The organism is Mycolicibacterium arabiense (assembly GCF_010731815.2).
GTDB lineage: Bacteria > Actinomycetota > Actinomycetes > Mycobacteriales > Mycobacteriaceae > Mycobacterium > Mycobacterium arabiense.
This window is the reverse complement of record NZ_AP022593.1, coordinates 5,635,517-5,651,438: the sequence shown is the minus strand read 5'-3', so window position 1 is coordinate 5,651,438 and position 15,922 is coordinate 5,635,517. Positions and strand designations below refer to the sequence as shown.

Sequence of the window (15,922 nt, the reverse complement as noted above, 5' to 3'; positions counted from 1 at the left end):
ACGGCCAGCGGACCGTTTCACCGTCGTCATGCCATCAGGTGAACGAGGTTGTCCATCACCACCTTCCGCCGACCGGCGCGGTGGCCGGCGGCGGGGTCGGGCCGCCGGGAGCAGCTGGGCCCGCGGGGGCCGACCAGTCCGGCGACGTGCAGATCATGTCCGTGGGCATGGTGATCTGCGTGGGTAGCGGAATGCCGAGCCCGCTGACCGCGGGCAGGTTCAGTGCGGGCAGCGCGAACAGCCCTCCCTGTCCTGGCACGATCGCCGGCTGCGGCACGTATTGCGTGGCAAGAGCCGCAGCCCCGGTCAGCGGAGCGATGACCTGCGCGGGGATCGGCTGTGCGGCAGCCATCGGAGCGAGGACGCCGGTGGACGCACCGGCGGGAACACCGGCGGCCTGGGTCACGACGGCCGGCGCGCCGGCAGCACCTCCACCTGCTGCGCCACCACCTGCGGCTGCGCCGCCTGCACCGGCACCGCCTGCTGCTGCGCCACCGCCTCCGCCACCTGCTGCTGCGCCGCCTGCACCGGCACCGCCGCCCGCTCCGGCGCCACCTGCACCGCCGCCACCACCGGCACCCGCGCCACCCGCAGCGCCACCGCCTGCGCCGGCTCCAGCTCCACCTGCACCGCCGCCTGCTCCACCGGCTCCGCCTCCGGCACCTGCACCACCGGCGCCACCGCCTGCGCCCGCGGCGCCTCCGCCACCGGCTCCCCCTGCGCCGCCGGCTCCGGGAGCAGCAGCTGCGGCCGCGTCGACGATCGGCGCCGCCTCGGCGCCCCCGGCAGGAGCCCCGACAGCTGCTAGCTGGTCGATGGCAGCGCCCTGGCCACCGTCGATCCCAACTTGGCCCCCGGGCACACCGGCACCTTCGCCGCCACCGGCACCCGCGCCGCCACCGGCGCCTGCGGCCTGCTCGGCTGCCGCACGGGCAGCATTCTGGTCGAGCTGCGCGCGTGCGGCTGCATCGTCGATGACCGCCTGTGGCAACACCTCTGGGCCACCTGCCCCGCCGGCAGCGGGTGCGCCTCCGCCACCTACCGCCGGAGCACCCGCACCTCCGCCGCCGGGCAGTCCACCGCCGGCTGCCTCCGGAAGGCCGCCACCGCCGGCCGCGGGCACACCGCCACCGCCACCGGCTGGCACACCGCCGCCACCGGCCGCTGGCACACCGCCACCGCCCGCGGCAGGCACACCACCGCCACCAGCTGCCGGCACACCGCCATCGCCTACGACGGGTGCACCTCCGCCACCGGCTGCCGGCACACCGCCACCGCCTGCGACGGGCACGCCAGCGGCAGCGTCGATGGCCGCGGGAACCGCTGCTGCCGAGGCAGTGTCGATTGCGCCCACCGCGGGGGCACCGGCCGCTGCACCGCCTGCACCAGCCGCACCCGCACCGCCGCCCGCGGCCGCGGCGCCACCGCCGGCCGTGGCTGCGGAACCGCCACCGGATGCGCCCGCACCCGGAATGGCGCCGAGCGCTGCGGACGGCAGCCCGAGGGGCACCGTTCCTGCCGAGGGGGGCGTCACGATCGGGACGCTGACCCCTGGAACGCCCACTCCGGGAATCCCCGCCGTCACGGCGTCGGGCGCACCGGCGACGACCGGGGCTGCGGCCGGCGCACCGCCCACGACGGCTCCCGAGTTCTCGATCGTGGCGGCGGCCGGAACCTGAACGGCTGCCGGCACTCCCACCTCGACGGCGCCCGTGGCGGGCGCGCCGCCCACGACGCCCCCGCCGCCCGGTGCCGCGACTGCGGCAGCGTCCACGACGGGCGCGGCGACGGCACCAGCGTCTGCGGCCGGCGCTGCAACGGCCGCGGCATCGACTACAGGCGCGGCTACCGCACCTGCGTCAGCGGCGGGCACGGCTACCGCACCGCCTACAGGAGCACCGCCACCAATGGGCGCGCCACCACCAACCGGAGCACCCACCGGCGCGCCGCCACCGACCGGGGCGCCACCGCCGACCGGAGCGCCACCACCAACCGGAGCGCCACCACCAACCGGAGCACCACCGCCAACCGGAGCACCCACCGGTGCGCCACCACCGACCGGAGCACCGCCACCAATGGGCGCGGCCGCCGGAATCGCCTCGGCAACAGGCGCTCCTACGCCCGCCGCAGTGTCGATCGGGGCGCCTGCACCGGCGGCATCGACGAGTTGTCCCACATCAGCACCGCCGCCTCCGGTACCCGCGCCACCGCCTGCGCCGCCACCGCCACCCGCTCCACCACCAGCTCCCGCACCGCCGCCATCGCCGACGACACCGGCGCTGGCATCAACCGCACCCAGAGGTGCCGCGGCGCCCGCGTCGCTACCGGCGACACCCGAAGCGGTCTGCAGTGCGGCCGCATCGGCGCCACCGAGACCACCGGCACCGCCGCCTCCGCCGGCACCAGCCGCACCGCCGCCTGCACCACCACCGGCTGCTCCGCCACCACCACCAGCGGCTCCGCCACCACCGGCACCCGCTCCACCACCTGCTCCGGCGCCACCACCGGCGGCTCCGCCACCAGCTCCGGCGCCACCGCCAGCAGCTCCGCCACCAGCCCCGCCGGCACCCGCTGCGCCAGCACCACCGGCTCCCGCGCCACCACCGGCCGCACCCGCACCACCGGCTCCGGCGCCACCACCAGCAGCTCCCCCACCACCACCCGCTGCGCCAGCACCACCGGCTCCCGCGCCACCACCGACTGCCGCCGCGTTCGTCGCCGGCGGGATCACCACCGGCGTGGCCGGCGCGCCTGCACCGGTGAGGGCCGACGCGGCACTCTGAAGGGTCTGGGGAACGCCGGCCGGCGTTGACGTGAACTGCTGGAACATGTTCGAGCAGGGCACACCCCCGCTACCCGCTGATTGGTGAGCCGGCTCAGCGGTGCTCACCGCGCTCGGCAAGATCATTGGCCAGCACATTGCCGTGATCGCCACTGCACTCACGGTGAGGCGCTTGCTCGTCGGTGCCATCGTTCCTCCAGCTCTTCAGACCCTGTGGTCAAGCTGAAGGTAGGACCGGTTTATTTATTTGCACGTTAGACAATATGGGCGGTTATAAACCTGTTGCCAAGGCGACTCGCCTCCGTGACCGGAGAAGGGAAACCGCAGGTAATCGGGCTGCGTCGAGCCACGGTCCGCCCGTCGTAGGCCGCGAACGGCCCTTCTGCGCCCACAATCCGGCGCGTCACTACGCTGAGACGATGCCCGATCTCGTACTGACGCAGGTCGAGGACCGCGTCGCGCTCATCACCGTCAACGACCCGGATCGCCGCAACGCAGTCACCGCGGAGAGTTCGGCCCAACTACGCGCCGCGGTCGAGGCCGCCGAGGCGAACACCGAGGTACACGCCGTCATCCTCACCGGCGCGGGCAAGGCATTCTGCGCCGGCGCCGACCTCACTGCGCTCGGTGCCGCGACCGAGGACGGCCTGCGCGTCATCTACGACGGCTTCCTCGCCGTCGCGCAATGCACTCTTCCCACGATCGCCGCGGTGAACGGCGCAGCCGTCGGCGCGGGCCTGAACCTGGCGCTCGCCGCCGACGTCCGGATCGCAGGGCCGGCAGCGATGTTCGACCCGAGATTCCAGAAGCTGGGCATCCACCCCGGCGGTGGCGCGACGTGGATGCTGCAACGCGCGATCGGGCCGCAGGCCGCCCGCGCAGCGCTGCTGTTCGGCATGCGCTTCGACGCGGAAACCGCTGTGCGACACGGACTTGCACTCGAGGTCGCCGATGATCCGGTCGCTGCCGCACGTGCGCTTGCAGCAGGCCCGGCATCAGCGCCGCGCGACGTCGTCCTCGCCACCAAGGCCTCGATGCGGGCTACGGCGAACCCCGGCACCGTCGACCTGGACCAGCACGCCCAGGCGGTCGACGTCGAGATCGGCCCGCAGGCACGGTCGATCGAATCGCCGGAATTCGCAGCGCGTTTGGCTGCCGCCAAGCGCAAGTAGGCGATTCGTGGAGTGAAACCTGCGCTCAGCGCGGGTGATACTCCACGAATCCCGCGCCTCAGGGCGCCAACGCGACGATTCGTTCAGCGCGTCGCAGCACGGGGGCATCCACCATCAGGCCCTCGTACTGGAAGACACCGCGCTGGTCGCGTGCCGTGTCCAGAACGCGTCGCGCCCAGTCGATCTGCTCGTCGGTCGGCGTGTACGCCGAGCGAATGACCGCCACCTGGGTCGGATGAATCGCGACCTTGGCGTCGAAACCCACCGCCACCGCGTCGTCGCTCTCGGCGCGCAGCCCGTCGAGGTCCTTGATGTCGAGGTACACCGAGTCCAACGCAAGCCGGCCGTAGGCCTTCGCCGCGAGCAGGGTCTGCGACCGGACGTGCTGTGCGACGTCGCGGTACCTGCCGTCGGGCCATCGGTTCGCGGTGCCGCCGGTGACGGCGAAGAGGTCCTCGGCACCCCACATCACGGCGACGGCGTTGTCGATGCGCGCGGTCTCGGTGACGGCCAGGGCGCCCAGCGGGGTCTCGACGAGCACCACGACGTCGAACGGGGCGAGTGAACGCACCTGCTCCGCGGTCTCGGTCTTGGCGAGCATCACCGTCGTGTAGTCGGTTTGCGTGAGGGTCGTCATGTCGAGGGCGTGGTCCGGCGTCGTCACGGGGTTGACCCGCACGACGGTCTTCGCCGGGTCGAGTCGGGTCTCGACGAGCGCCCTGCGCGCCGCCTCCCGGTCCTTGGCGGCGACGCCGTCCTCGAGGTCCAGGATCACGACGTCAGCCGCCGCCGCGGCCTTCTCGAACCGCTCGGGGCGGTCGGCGGGGCAGAACAGCCAGCCGGGGCCGTTGGTCCCGAGCATCAGGACTCCTCCGCTGGTTGCTTGCGCACCATGGTCTTTCGCGACGCGGTGGCCACCACGTCGCCGTGCTGGTTGCGCCCGAGGTGGGAGAAGGTGACGATGCCCTCGCCCGGCCTGCTCTTGGACTCGCGCTTCTCGAGCACCTCGGTCTCGGCGTAGAGCGTGTCGCCGTGGAACAGTGGTTTGGGGAACGCGACTTCGCCGAAGCCGAGGTTGCCGACGATCGTGCCCTGCGTCAGCTGCGCCACCGACAGTCCGACCAGCGTGGACAGCGTGAACATCGAGTTCACCAGCCGCTGGTTGAACGGTGGCAGTGCATCGGAGAACGCGGCGTCGAGGTGCAGCGCCTGGGTGTTCATCGTCAGCGTGGTGAAGAAGACGTTGTCGGCCTCGGTGATGGTGCGCCCGGGCCGGTGCTGGTAGAGCACACCTGTCTCGAACTCCTCGAACCACAGCCCCCGCTGGGTGACGGTTCTCTTCTGCGTCTCATCCGCCATTACAGCCCGGCCTCCCGGGCGATCAGCATCAGCTGCACTTCGGTCGTCCCCTCGCCGATTTCGAGGATCTTGCTGTCGCGGTAGTGCCGCGCCACCGGGTACTCGTTCATGAAGCCGTAGCCGCCGAACACCTGCGTGGCGTCGCGTGCGTTGTCCATGGCGGCCTCACTGGAGACGAGCTTGGCGACGGCCGCCGCCTTCTTGAAGGGCTTGCCGGACAACATGAGTGCGGCCGCGTCGTAGTAGGCCGCGCGGGCGGCGTGCGCCCGTGCCTCCATGCGGGCGATCTTGAACGCAATCGCCTGATAGGTCCCGATGGCCGCACCGAAGGCCTGGCGCTCCTTGGCGTACCGGACGCATTCGTCGACGCAGCCCTGCGCAGCACCGACCGACAGCGCCGCGATCGCGATGCGACCCTCGTCGAGGATGCGCAGGAAGTTGGCGTAGCCGCGGCCCTGCTCACCGAGCAGGTTCTCCTGCGGCACGCGGACGTCGTCGAAGCTCAACGGGTGAGTATCGGAGGCGTTCCAGCCGACCTTGTTGTACGCCGGTTCGGCCGTGAATCCCTCAGTAGGCACCGGCACCAGGATCGACGAGATCTCCTTCTTGCCGCCCTCGCGTTCACCAGTGACGGCGGTGACGGTCACCAGCTTGGTGATGTCGGTGCCCGAGTTGGTGATGAACTGCTTGGTGCCGTTGATGATCCAGTGACCGTCGTCGAGCTTGGCGGTGGTCTTGGTGGCGCCCGCATCGGAGCCGCCGCCCGCCTCGGTGAGGCCGAAGGCCCCCAGCGCCTTGCCACTCGCCAACAGCGGCAGCCACTCCTGCTTCTGGGCGTCATTACCGAAGCGGTATACGGGCATGGCGCCCAGCGACACACCGGCTTCGAGGGTGATCGCAACGCTCTGGTCGACCTTGCCGAGTTCCTCCAGCGCCAGGCACAGCGCGAAGTAGTCGCCGCCCATCCCGCCGTACTCCTCGGGAAACGGTAGGCCGAACAGACCCATGTCGGCCATGCCGGCGACCACCTCGTAGGGGAACGAGTGCTCGGCGTCGTGCTTGGCCGCCACCGGGGCGACGACGCTCTGCGCGAAGTCGCGCACGGTCTTGGCCAACTGTTCGTAGTGGTCCGGCAGGGTGCCGGTGGACAGAAAGTCGCTCATTCTCAGGACTCCTTGATCGACGCGGTGATTCGGGCCAGCGGCTGGCCCACCTTGACTTGGTCGCCGACGGCGACGAGTAGTTCGACGACGCCGTCCACGGGCGCCGAGAGGGCGTGTTCCATCTTCATGGCCTCGACGGTGACGACGACGGACCCCGACGTCACCGAGGCGCCGTCCTCGGCGCCCACCGCGACCACCGACCCCGGCATCGGGCTGACGAGTTCGGCGTCTCCGGCGTGCGCGTCGTCCGGCCGGACCGGCGCCTCGCGCACCTCCTCGACCGCCGTGGTGCGGCCGCCACCGTGCAACCAGGTGACGTGCTCGGCAGCCGCGACCACGTAGTCCGTCCGCAGCCCGTCGAGGGTGACGGTGAGGTGTCGGCCGTCGAGCGTGGCTGTCAGAGAACGTGTTTCGCCATCTTCGATACGGGCTGTACCCGCGGCCGGGGTTCCGGTGAGGTGCACGTGTTCGGTGCGGTCGCCCGCCCGCAACCGGGTGGTCGTCGCGGCGTGGACGCCGGCGCGCCAGCCCGACGGTACCGACCACGGGTCGTTGCCGGCCCCGGCCCAGCGCCGGAGCCAGTGGTGGACGGCGGCGGCGATCAGTTCGTCGTCACCAGCAGGTGATCCGCCGTAGTCGGGCAGGCGGCGGTCGAGTAGCCCGGTGTCCAACCGCCCGGCCGCCACATCGGGGTCGGCGAGCAGGAAGCGCAGGAAGTCGACGTTGGTGGTGACCCCGAGTACGGCGGTGCCTGCCAGGGCACGGTCCAACGCCCGCAGGGCGCCTTCCCGGTCCCCGGCGTGGGCGATGACCTTGGCCAGCATTGGGTCGTAGTCACTGCCGACGACGGTGCCCACCCGGATGCCGGAATCGTTGCGCACCAACCAGTTCGGGTCGCTGCGCTCCTGCCCGCCGGCTCCACTCTCGACGACGTCCAGGACCGTGCCGCCGGTGGGCAGGAAGTCCCGTGCCGGATCCTCGGCGTAGACGCGCGCCTCGATGGCGTGGCCGGAGAGCACGACGTCGTCCTGCTCGAGCGTCAGCTTCTCCCCCGCCGCGATGCGAACCTGGAGTTCCACGAGATCGGTGCCGGTGACCAGTTCGGTGACCGGGTGCTCGACCTGCAGGCGGGTGTTCATCTCCATGAAGAAGAATTCGTCGGGCCGGTCGGCCGAGACGATGAACTCGACGGTGCCGGCACCTGTGTAGTCGACGCTGCGCGCGGTGTCGCACGCCGCCGCGCCGATGCGCGCCCGCGTCGCCGGATCGAGCAGCGGTGAGGGCGCCTCCTCGATCACCTTCTGGTGACGGCGCTGCAGGCTGCATTCGCGCTCCCCGAAGTGCACGACGTTGCCGTGGCCGTCGGCGACGACCTGCACCTCGATGTGCCTGGGATTCAACACGAAGCGTTCGATGAACAGCGTGTCGTCGCCGAAGGCCGCGGCGGCTTCACGGCGCGCGGAGACCAAGGCGGCCGGAAGGTCGGCGGCCGCGTGCACCACTCGCATCCCCTTGCCACCACCACCTGCCGACGGCTTGACCAACACGGGGAAGCCGACGTCGCCGACGCCCCCGATCAGGTCGTCGTCGGTGAGTCCCGGGCGCGAGATGCCCGGCACCACCGGCACGCCGAACGCCGACACCGCGGCCTTGGCGGCGATCTTGTCGCCCATGGTCTGGATGGCGGTGACCGGTGGGCCGATGAACGCGATGCCCGCGTCCCGCAGCGCCGCGGCGAATTCGGCGTTCTCCGAGAGGAATCCGTATCCGGGGTGGACGGCCTGGGCACCCGTGCGGCGTGCGGCCTCGACCACCGCGGCGATGTCGAGGTAGCTCTGCCGTGCCGGGGCGGGTCCGATCCGCACCGCGACGTCGGCTTCGGCGACGTGCAGCGCCCCGGCATCGGCGTCGCTGAAGACGGCGACCGACCTGATGCCCATCGCGCGCAGGGTGCGGATCACCCGCACGGCGATCTCACCTCGGTTGGCCACCAGCACGGTATCGAACATCTTGAGAGTCATCGCCTCACATCCTGAAGACGCCGTAGGACACCGGCTCGAGCGGCGCGTTCGAGGCGACCGAGAGCGCAAGTCCCACCACGGTTCTGGTGTCCGCCGGGTCGATGACGCCGTCGTCCCACAGCCGCGCGGTCGAGTAGTAGGGGTTGCCCTGATGTTCGTACTGCTCGCGGATGGGCGCCTTGAACGCCTCCTCCTCGTCGGCCGTCATGTCGCCGCGCACCGTGGCCAGCACCGAGGCAGCCTGTTCGCCGCCCATGACCGAGATCCGCGCGTTGGGCCACATCCACAGGAATCGGGGCGAGTAGGCCCGCCCGCACATCGAGTAGTTGCCCGCACCGTAGGAACCGCCGATGACGACCGTCAGCTTCGGCACGCGAGCGCACGCCACGGCCGTGACCATCTTCGCCCCGTGCTTGGCGATGCCGCCCGCCTCGTAGTCGCGGCCCACCATGAAGCCTGCGATGTTCTGCAGGAAGAGCAATGGCGTCGAACGCTTGTCGCACAACTCGATGAAGTGCGCGCCCTTCATGGCGGATTCGCCGAACAGCACGCCGTTGTTGGCGACGATCCCGACCGGGTGACCGTGGATGCGGGCGAACCCGGTGACCAGCGTGGTGCCGTATTCGGCCTTGAACTCCGTGAATTCCCCGCCGTCGACGATGCGGCCGACGACCTCGTGCACGTCGTAGGGCACCCGCGAGTCGGTCGGAACGACGTCGTACAACTCCGACTGATCGGCGATCGGCTCGACGGTCGGCACGACGTCCCACGGCGCCGGTGTCCGGGGACCGAGGGTGGCGACGATGCGGCGCACGATGCGCAAGGCGTCGCGGTCGTCGTGGGCCAGGTGATCGGTGACGCCGGAGACCTTCGAGTGCAGGTCTCCGCCGCCCAGGTCCTCGGCGCTCACCACCTCGCCGGTGGCGGCCTTCACCAGCGGCGGTCCGCCGAGGAAGATCGTGCCCTGGTTCCGGACGATGACGGCCTCGTCGCTCATGGCGGGCACGTACGCGCCGCCAGCCGTGCAAGATCCCATGACCGCGGCAATCTGCGGGATGCCCTGCGCGCTCAGGTTGGCCTGGTTGAAGAAGATGCGCCCGAAGTGATCTCGGTCGGGGAACACCTCGTCCTGCCGGGGCAGGAAGGCACCACCGGAGTCGACGAGATAGATGCACGGCAGCCGGTTCTGGCCGGCGACCTCTTGTGCGCGCAGGTGCTTCTTGACCGTGATCGGGTAGTAGGTGCCGCCTTTGACGGTCGCGTCGTTGGCGACGATCATGCACTCGCGTCCCGAGACCCGCCCGATGCCGGCGATCATTCCCGCGCCGGGACATTCGTCGTCGTACATGCCGTCGGCGGCCAATGGGGCGATCTCGAGGAAGGGCGAACCCGGGTCGAGGAGGCCGTCGACCCGGTCGCGCGGCAACAGCTTGCCACGGCTGACGTGTCGTTCCCTGGACCGCTCGGATCCGCCGCGCGCGGCGGCAGTGAGCTTGGTCTGCAATTGCTCGACGAGAACGAGGTGTTGCTCGCGATGCGAAACCCGCGTCGCCATCGGGGACCCACTTCAGTTGAGTTAATGATGACTAACTCGTAGGATGTTAGTGACCATTAACCCAAATGTCTACCGCCTTCGAGGAGACGATGTGACGACCAGCGCGCGCGCCTCGTCGGCGGGGACCGGTCAAACCTCCCGCAGCAGAGCCAAGTCCGATCGGCGCAGCCAGATCATCGCCGCGGCCGAACGGCTGATCGCCGAGCGCGGATACCTGTCGGTTCGTCTCGAGGACATCGGCGCCGCCGCCGGTGTGAGCGGACCGGCGATCTACCGGCACTTCTCCAACAAGGAGGGACTGCTCGTCGAGATCCTCGTCGGGATCAGCACCCGTCTGCTCGACGGTGGGACGAACGTCGTGAAGAACGCCCCCGACGCCGCGACGGCCCTCGACGGGCTGATCGACTTCCACCTCGACTTCGCCTTCGGCGAGTCAGACCTCATCCGCATCCAGGACCGCGACCTCGGGCACCTGCCCGCCCCGGCCAAACGCCAGGTGCGCAGAGCGCAGCGTCAGTACGTCGAGATCTGGGTCGACGTGCTGCGACGTCTGGACGGCGAACTCGACGAGGACGACGCCAGGCTGATGGCTCACGCCGGCTTCGGACTACTCAACTCCACGCCGCACGCCATCAGACAGACGACGCCGCCACGCTCGTCGCGCGCAGTGTTGCGAGCGATGACCGTGGCGGCGTTGACGTCGCGTGGTCCGAACTAGTACCAGACTCGTCGGCCACCGACCGCGTGGCCAACTGCGCCGAGGATCCAGAACACCGCGCCGATGACCAGTGCAACGACTCCGATGTAGGTCATGATCGGAACCGAGAAGATCAGTCCGAGGACCAGCAGGACGACTCCGAGTGCGATCACGATGAACCCCTTCCATTCACGATCACTTGCGAATCACTGACTGGGTTCGGGGATGTTGCAATTCGTGACCTTCGGATTGACGCCCGCGTAATTCAACGGGCCCGCAACCACGGTCAAGGCGATGGAGCCCGCCGTGGCGCAGTTGTTCTCCGAGGACTCGAAGTAGCCGCGTTGGAACGTGGCGACCACGCCGATCAACAGCCAGATGACAACGATGACGCTGAGAATCCGCATGGTGGGCCTCCACTTCTGCGCACCGCCGTGGCGCGTGATCTTGGTTTACCCTCGCGAAAAATTTGTTAAACGCTGTAAGCAGCGGGGTTCGCGTCGCTGCCGGGCCCGGTCGGGCGCGGGTACCCTTCGACACATGAGGTGGGAATGACCGATCCAGGACGACGCGACGGGCCGGAGCCGACGCAGCCGTTGTCGTACGGCCACCCCGGTTACAGCGACCCGGCGTACGCCAACCAGGCCCCGTACGGGCCGTCGTACCCCAACCCGTACCAGGCGCCACCACCGCAGGGACCCACCCAGAACCTGCCGCCCTACTCCCCGTACGCCTATCAGCCGCCGCCCACCGAGCAGTTCGGGATGCAGCCCGAGGTGCCGCCCGGCGATCCAGGCGACGGCGGACCCGGCCGCGGGATGTGGCTGTGGGCGTTGGCCGCACTGTCGGTGGTCATCGTGGTCGGCCTGCTCATCGCGCTGGTGATCGTCAACAGTTCCCAGCAGGAGACCGTCGTCGCTCCGCCGAACGGTCCGACCGAGCCGTCGTTCAGCACCGCGCCCCGGACCACGACGCGCACCCCGACGACGACCGCGTCGCCCACCCCGCTGCCGATCCCGCCGCCCGCGACCTCAACGGCGCCTGGCGAATCGGCCACTCCGGGAACGACCGAGACCGTCTTGTACGACGTGGCGGGCGAGGGACGTGCGATCAACATCACCTACATCGACAGCGGCGGCATGTTCCAGACCGAGTTCAACGTGGTGTTGCCGTGGAGCAAGGAAGTTCGACTCAGCGCCCCGGCACGGCAGTCCGCCAGCGTCAGCATCATCAACGTGGGCCGGGACATCAGCTGCTCGATCTCGGTGAATGGCACGCCAATTCAGCAGCGCACGGGGTCAGGCCTCACTGTCTGCAGTCCGGTGTGACGTAGGCGTCCGAACCAGCAGCATCGCCACCAGACCCAGCGCCAGCACGGCTAGGAGACCGCCCATCCCGGCGCGATCGGTGCCGAACACCGCGATGAACGTCGCGAAGAACCACGGTGCGAGAGGTGCCGCGGCGCGCCCCGTCGTGGTGTAGAGGCCGAACGCGGCCCCCTCCTTGCCCTCAGGGGTCAGGCGCAGCATCTGCGTACGCGCCGACGACTGGGTCGGCCCCACGAACAGACACAGCAGCAGACCACACGTCCAGAAGCCGGTCGGACCGTCGAGGGTCATCAACACCGCAGCGACGACCACCATCGATGCCAGCGACCCGACGATCACCGGCTTGGAACCCACCCGGTCGTCGAGCAACCCGCCCAGCACCGCTCCCACGGCGGCGACGACGCACGCGCACACGCCGAACAGCAGCACGTCGGCCTGCGACAGCCCGTACACCGTGACGCCGAGCACCGCGCCGAACGTGAAGATCCCCGTGAGGCCGTCGCGGAAGATGGCGCTCGCGATCAAGTAGTAGACGATGTTGTGGTCGCGCCGCCACTGTTCGGACAGTTCCGCCCACAACCGGCGGTAGGCGCCGAGGAAGGTGATCTTGGGGCCGCTCGGCAGCGGCGTCTCGGTGCGTCGGGTCAGCAGCAGTGGCAGCGCGAACAGGGCGAACCACGCGGCGGTCAACAGCATCGCCAGCCGCACCGGCCACCCGTCGGCCGCGGAGATTCCGAGCAGCCCGCGGGTGTCGCCCTCACCGGCGATCAACCCGAGGTAGACCATCAGCAGGAGCGCAACGCTCCCGAAATAACCTGCTGCCGAACCGAATCCGGACACCCTGCCCGACGTCGCGGGCGTGGACAGCTCGCCGAGCATCGCGTTGTAGGGCACCGTCGCGAGGTCACTGCACGCGGCGGTGCAGGCCAACAGCGCCAAACCGACCCACAGGTAGGAGGGGTCGTCTCGGATCATGCTCAACGACGCCGTCAGCACGATCGCCGCGCCCGTCAGCGCGGCCAGCACCCGACGTCTGCGATGAGCGGCGTCGACCCAGATGCCCGTCGCCGGCGCCAGCACCGCGACCACCAGCCCCGAGACCGTCAGTGCCCGGCCCAGCCACTCCGCAGGCGTCGTCGATCCGCCGATGCCCTCGCCGACCTGCCCGGTGAGGTACACGGAGAACACGAAGGTGACCACGATCGCGTTCACACCGGTGGCGCCGCAGTCCCAGAGAGCCCACGCCGCAATGCGTGACCGCCCGGGAGTCGGCGAGCCCGGGTCGGGGCTGCTCATGGCTGCACTCTATTGGTCCCTACGATTGGCGCCATGCCAGTACCCGCTCCCCACCCCGACGCCCGTGCCGTCGTCACCGGCGCCTCGCAGAACATCGGCGAGGCGCTGGCGACCGAACTCGCCGCTCGCGGACACAATCTGATCGTCACCGCCCGGCGCGAAGAGGTGCTGACGGCGCTGGCCGCCCGGCTGACCGAGCGGTACGGCGTGACGGTCGAGGTGCGCGCCGTCGACCTCGCCGACCCCGCCGCGCGGGGCGCGTTCTGCGACGAGTTGGCCGGACGGAACGTGTCGATCCTGTGCGCCAACGCCGGGACCGCCACCTTCGGCGCCGTCGCGAAGCTCGACGCCCAGGGCGAGAAGGACCAGGTCCAACTGAACGTCCTCGGTGTGCACGACCTGGTGCTGGCGGTGCTGCCGGGCATGGTGGAACGCCGGGCCGGCGGCATCCTGATCTCCGGCTCGGCTGCCGGCAATTCACCGATCCCGAACAACGCGACCTACGCCGCGACGAAGGCGTTCGTCAACACGTTCAGCGAGTCGCTGCGCGGCGAGGTCAAGCCGCTCGGCATCAACGTGACCGTGCTCGCTCCGGGACCGGTCCGCACCGAACTGCCCGACCCCGACGAGCAGTCGCTCGTCGAGAAGCTGATCCCCGACTTCCTGTGGATCGACACCGAGTACACCGCGAAGGTGTCGCTCGACGGCCTCGCGCGCAACAAGATGCGCGTCGTGCCGGGCGTGACGTCGAAGGCGATGTCGGTCGCCAGCGGTTACGCCCCCCGTTCGATCGTCACGCCGATCGTCGGTGCGGTGTACAAGAAGCTGGGCGGCGAGTAGACCTCCCGGCCTGCGCCGAAATGACGTTCCCTGTCGTCGAGAGCGCGTCTCAACGACGGGGAATGCCATTTCGGCGGACTAGCGCCGGCGCCTGCGGCGGCCGGTGCCGAAGATGCTGCGGGTGATCTCGCGGCCGATGACGGTGCCGGCCGAACGCATCGCGCTCTTGAACGCCGGGCTGGCGATGACCTTCTCCATCATCCCGGGTTCGGCGGGCCGCTCGATGCTCGGCACCGTCGCGTCGTCCCACTGCGGCACCGGCGGCGGTAGGTCGACGGGCTCCGGCGGAGCCACCCGGGCGCTGAGCCGCTCGTAGGCCGACTCCCGGTCGATGGTCTGCCCGTACTCCGCCTGCAAGGGCGAGGCCTTGGCCGCGGCGCTGATCGCGTCGGGGCCGATGGTGTCCATCAGCGAGCGCGGCGCGCGCATCCGGGTCCACGCGACCGGCGTCGGCGCCCCGGTCTCGGAGAGCACCGTGACCACGGCCTCGCCGATGCCCAACGACGTCAGCGCCTCGCCCAGGTCGTAGACCGTGGTCTTCGGGTACGTGCGCACGGTCTTCCTCAGCGCCTTCTCGTCGTCCGGGGTGAATGCCCGCAGCGCGTGCTGGATGCGCGCCCCGAGCTGCGAGAGGACGTCATTCGGCACGTCGGTGGGAAGTTGGGTGCAGAAGAACACGCCGACGCCCTTGGAGCGGATCAACTTCACCGTCTGCTCGACCTGTTCGAGGAACGCCTTCGACGCGTCGGTGAACAGCAGATGCGCCTCGTCGAACACGAACACCAGGTTGGGCTTCTCGACGTCGCCCACCTCGGGCAGCGTGGTGAACAGGTCGGCGAGCACCCACATCAGGAACGTCGAGAACAGCACCGGCCGGGCGGCCTGGTTCCCGAGTTCCAGCAGCGTGATGACGCCGCGGCCCTGCGCGTCCCGCCGCATCAGGTCCTCGGGCTCTAGTTCGGGTTCGCCGAAGAACGTGTCGCCACCCTCGGCCTCGAGGTTGACCAGTGCGCGCAGGATCACCCCCGCGGTGGTGGTCGACACCGCACCGAGTGCTTTCAGCTCGGGCTTGCCCTCGTCGCTCGTCAGGTACTGGATCACCGCGCGGAGATCCTTGAGGTCGAGCAGCGCCAACCCGTTCTGGTCGGCGAAGTGGAAGATCAGGCCGAGGGTCGATTCCTGAGTGGCGTTGAGCCCGAGCACCTTCGACAGCAGGATGGGCCCGAAGCTGGTGATGGTGGCACGCACCGGCACGCCGACGCCGCCGGTACCCAGCGAGAGGAATTCGACGGGATAGGCGGTCGCCGTCCACGCGTCGCCCGTGTCGGCGGCGCGCTGGGTCGTCTTGTCCCCCGCCGCGCCCGGGCGCGACAGGCCGGAGAGGTCGCCCTTGACGTCGGCCATCAGCACGGGCACGCCGGCCGCCGACAGCTGCTCGGCAATCATCTGCAGTGACTTCGTCTTGCCGGTACCCGTCGCACCCGCGACCAGCCCGTGCCGGTTCACCGTGGCGAGCGGGATGCGGACCCGGGCCGTCGGGTCGACCACGCCGTCGACGACCACCGTCCCCAGCTCGAGCGCGGGTCCCGAGAAGGCGTAACCAGCGGCGATCTGCTGCGCTGGGGCGGTCGACGGGTCTGCTGTCATGCGGCGAACCCTAGTCGTGCCGCCCGGGAGAAGTGGCACGTGTGCGGTGGTCGCGACGACGC

At 70.1% G+C, this 15,922-nt stretch carries 16 protein-coding genes; 4 read left to right on the top strand and 12 right to left on the bottom strand.

Going from position 1 to position 15,922, the window contains the following annotated elements; genetic code table 11:
• Nucleotides 1-55 precede the first annotated feature (55 nt).
• From G6N61_RS28915 to G6N61_RS28905, 3 genes are read right to left on the bottom strand one after another with little or no spacing between them, the layout of a single operon-like run.
• Nucleotides 56-1,873, bottom strand: coding sequence for a hypothetical protein (locus G6N61_RS28915; RefSeq protein WP_163924277.1), 1,818 nt, complete (start codon nucleotides 1,871-1,873; stop codon nucleotides 56-58).
• A gap of 14 nt (nucleotides 1,874-1,887) precedes the next feature.
• Nucleotides 1,888-2,106, bottom strand: a complete 219-nt coding sequence (locus G6N61_RS28910; protein WP_163924276.1) for a hypothetical protein — start codon at nucleotides 2,104-2,106, stop codon at nucleotides 1,888-1,890.
• A gap of 9 nt (nucleotides 2,107-2,115) precedes the next feature.
• Nucleotides 2,116-2,694 carry a hypothetical protein gene (locus tag G6N61_RS28905; RefSeq protein ID WP_163924275.1) on the bottom strand — a complete coding sequence of 193 codons (579 nt, stop codon included), beginning with the start codon at nucleotides 2,692-2,694 and terminating at the stop codon, nucleotides 2,116-2,118.
• A 507-nt stretch (nucleotides 2,695-3,201) separates the two neighbouring features.
• On the opposite strand from G6N61_RS28905, the gene G6N61_RS28900 reads away from it, so the two are divergent.
• Nucleotides 3,202-3,954 (top strand): enoyl-CoA hydratase, encoded by a 753-nt coding sequence (locus tag G6N61_RS28900; RefSeq protein ID WP_163924274.1) that lies wholly within the window; start codon nucleotides 3,202-3,204, stop codon nucleotides 3,952-3,954.
• 58 nt (nucleotides 3,955-4,012) lie between these two features.
• Here G6N61_RS28900 and G6N61_RS28895 read toward each other — a convergent pair whose 3' ends face one another.
• Genes G6N61_RS28895 through G6N61_RS28875 form a run of 5 tightly spaced genes read right to left on the bottom strand, consistent with a single transcriptional unit; the run spans nucleotide 4,013 to nucleotide 10,052 of the window.
• Nucleotides 4,013-4,819 (bottom strand): HpcH/HpaI aldolase/citrate lyase family protein, encoded by an 807-nt coding sequence (locus G6N61_RS28895; protein WP_163925179.1) that lies wholly within the window; start codon nucleotides 4,817-4,819, stop codon nucleotides 4,013-4,015.
• Nucleotides 4,816-5,313: a MaoC family dehydratase gene (locus tag G6N61_RS28890; protein ID WP_163924273.1), complete on the bottom strand. Its 498-nt coding sequence runs from the start codon at nucleotides 5,311-5,313 to the stop codon at nucleotides 4,816-4,818. Before G6N61_RS28890 ends, G6N61_RS28895 begins: the two co-directional genes overlap by 4 nt.
• Nucleotides 5,313-6,476 (bottom strand): acyl-CoA dehydrogenase family protein, encoded by a 1,164-nt coding sequence (locus tag G6N61_RS28885; protein ID WP_163924272.1) that lies wholly within the window; start codon nucleotides 6,474-6,476, stop codon nucleotides 5,313-5,315. The genes G6N61_RS28890 and G6N61_RS28885 overlap by 1 nt, the downstream gene beginning before the upstream one ends.
• Nucleotides 6,477-6,478: 2 nt before the next feature.
• Nucleotides 6,479-8,497, bottom strand: coding sequence for an acetyl/propionyl/methylcrotonyl-CoA carboxylase subunit alpha (locus G6N61_RS28880; protein ID WP_179973543.1), 2,019 nt, complete (start codon nucleotides 8,495-8,497; stop codon nucleotides 6,479-6,481).
• Between the two features lie 4 nt (nucleotides 8,498-8,501).
• Nucleotides 8,502-10,052 (bottom strand): carboxyl transferase domain-containing protein, encoded by a 1,551-nt coding sequence (locus G6N61_RS28875; protein WP_163924271.1) that lies wholly within the window; start codon nucleotides 10,050-10,052, stop codon nucleotides 8,502-8,504.
• Between the two features lie 91 nt (nucleotides 10,053-10,143).
• Here G6N61_RS28875 and G6N61_RS28870 point away from each other — a divergent pair, with 91 nt between their 5' ends.
• On the top strand, nucleotides 10,144-10,770 hold the full coding sequence (locus G6N61_RS28870; RefSeq protein WP_235887337.1) for an SACE_7040 family transcriptional regulator: 627 nt from the start codon (nucleotides 10,144-10,146) through the stop codon (nucleotides 10,768-10,770).
• On the opposite strand, the gene G6N61_RS28865 is transcribed toward G6N61_RS28870, so the two are convergent.
• Both G6N61_RS28865 and G6N61_RS28860 read right to left on the bottom strand, forming a co-directional pair.
• Complete coding sequence (locus tag G6N61_RS28865) at nucleotides 10,767-10,922, bottom strand: DUF6131 family protein (protein ID WP_170314497.1); 156 nt, start codon at nucleotides 10,920-10,922, stop codon at nucleotides 10,767-10,769. The two genes, G6N61_RS28870 and G6N61_RS28865, sit on opposite strands and share 4 nt — an antisense overlap.
• A gap of 33 nt (nucleotides 10,923-10,955) precedes the next feature.
• Nucleotides 10,956-11,156, bottom strand: a complete 201-nt coding sequence (locus G6N61_RS28860; protein WP_163924269.1) for a hypothetical protein — start codon at nucleotides 11,154-11,156, stop codon at nucleotides 10,956-10,958.
• A gap of 144 nt (nucleotides 11,157-11,300) precedes the next feature.
• Here G6N61_RS28860 and G6N61_RS28855 point away from each other — a divergent pair, with 144 nt between their 5' ends.
• On the top strand, nucleotides 11,301-12,077 hold the full coding sequence (locus G6N61_RS28855) for an MmpS family transport accessory protein (RefSeq protein ID WP_163924268.1): 777 nt from the start codon (nucleotides 11,301-11,303) through the stop codon (nucleotides 12,075-12,077).
• Here the strand turns inward: G6N61_RS28855 and G6N61_RS28850 are convergent.
• Nucleotides 12,048-13,373, bottom strand: a complete 1,326-nt coding sequence (locus tag G6N61_RS28850; protein WP_163924267.1) for an MFS transporter — start codon at nucleotides 13,371-13,373, stop codon at nucleotides 12,048-12,050. The two genes, G6N61_RS28855 and G6N61_RS28850, sit on opposite strands and share 30 nt — an antisense overlap.
• A 33-nt stretch (nucleotides 13,374-13,406) precedes the next feature.
• On the opposite strand from G6N61_RS28850, the gene cmrA reads away from it, so the two are divergent.
• Nucleotides 13,407-14,213 (top strand): mycolate reductase, encoded by an 807-nt coding sequence (gene cmrA, locus G6N61_RS28845; RefSeq protein ID WP_163924266.1) that lies wholly within the window; start codon nucleotides 13,407-13,409, stop codon nucleotides 14,211-14,213.
• 78 nt (nucleotides 14,214-14,291) lie between these two features.
• On the opposite strand, the gene G6N61_RS28840 is transcribed toward cmrA, so the two are convergent.
• A complete protein-coding gene (locus tag G6N61_RS28840; RefSeq protein WP_163924265.1) occupies nucleotides 14,292-15,860 on the bottom strand; it encodes a helicase HerA-like domain-containing protein in 1,569 nt (522 codons plus the stop codon).
• Nucleotides 15,861-15,922 lie beyond the last annotated feature (62 nt).

Excerpts from the sequence above, each read along its gene's own strand:
- G6N61_RS28855 (WP_163924268.1), top strand. The coding sequence starts at position 11,301 with ATGACCGATCCAGGACGACGCGACGGGCCGGAGCCGACGCAGCCGTTG.
- G6N61_RS28890 (WP_163924273.1), bottom strand. The coding sequence starts at position 5,313 with ATGGCGGATGAGACGCAGAAGAGAACCGTCACCCAGCGGGGGCTGTGG.
- cmrA (WP_163924266.1), top strand. The coding sequence starts at position 13,407 with ATGCCAGTACCCGCTCCCCACCCCGACGCCCGTGCCGTCGTCACCGGC.
- G6N61_RS28850 (WP_163924267.1), bottom strand. The coding sequence starts at position 13,373 with ATGAGCAGCCCCGACCCGGGCTCGCCGACTCCCGGGCGGTCACGCATT.
- G6N61_RS28875 (WP_163924271.1), bottom strand. The coding sequence starts at position 10,052 with ATGGCGACGCGGGTTTCGCATCGCGAGCAACACCTCGTTCTCGTCGAG.
- G6N61_RS28840 (WP_163924265.1), bottom strand. The coding sequence starts at position 15,860 with ATGACAGCAGACCCGTCGACCGCCCCAGCGCAGCAGATCGCCGCTGGT.
- G6N61_RS28880 (WP_179973543.1), bottom strand. The coding sequence starts at position 8,497 with ATGACTCTCAAGATGTTCGATACCGTGCTGGTGGCCAACCGAGGTGAG.
- G6N61_RS28900 (WP_163924274.1), top strand. The coding sequence starts at position 3,202 with ATGCCCGATCTCGTACTGACGCAGGTCGAGGACCGCGTCGCGCTCATC.
- G6N61_RS28885 (WP_163924272.1), bottom strand. The coding sequence starts at position 6,476 with ATGAGCGACTTTCTGTCCACCGGCACCCTGCCGGACCACTACGAACAG.
- G6N61_RS28860 (WP_163924269.1), bottom strand. The coding sequence starts at position 11,156 with ATGCGGATTCTCAGCGTCATCGTTGTCATCTGGCTGTTGATCGGCGTG.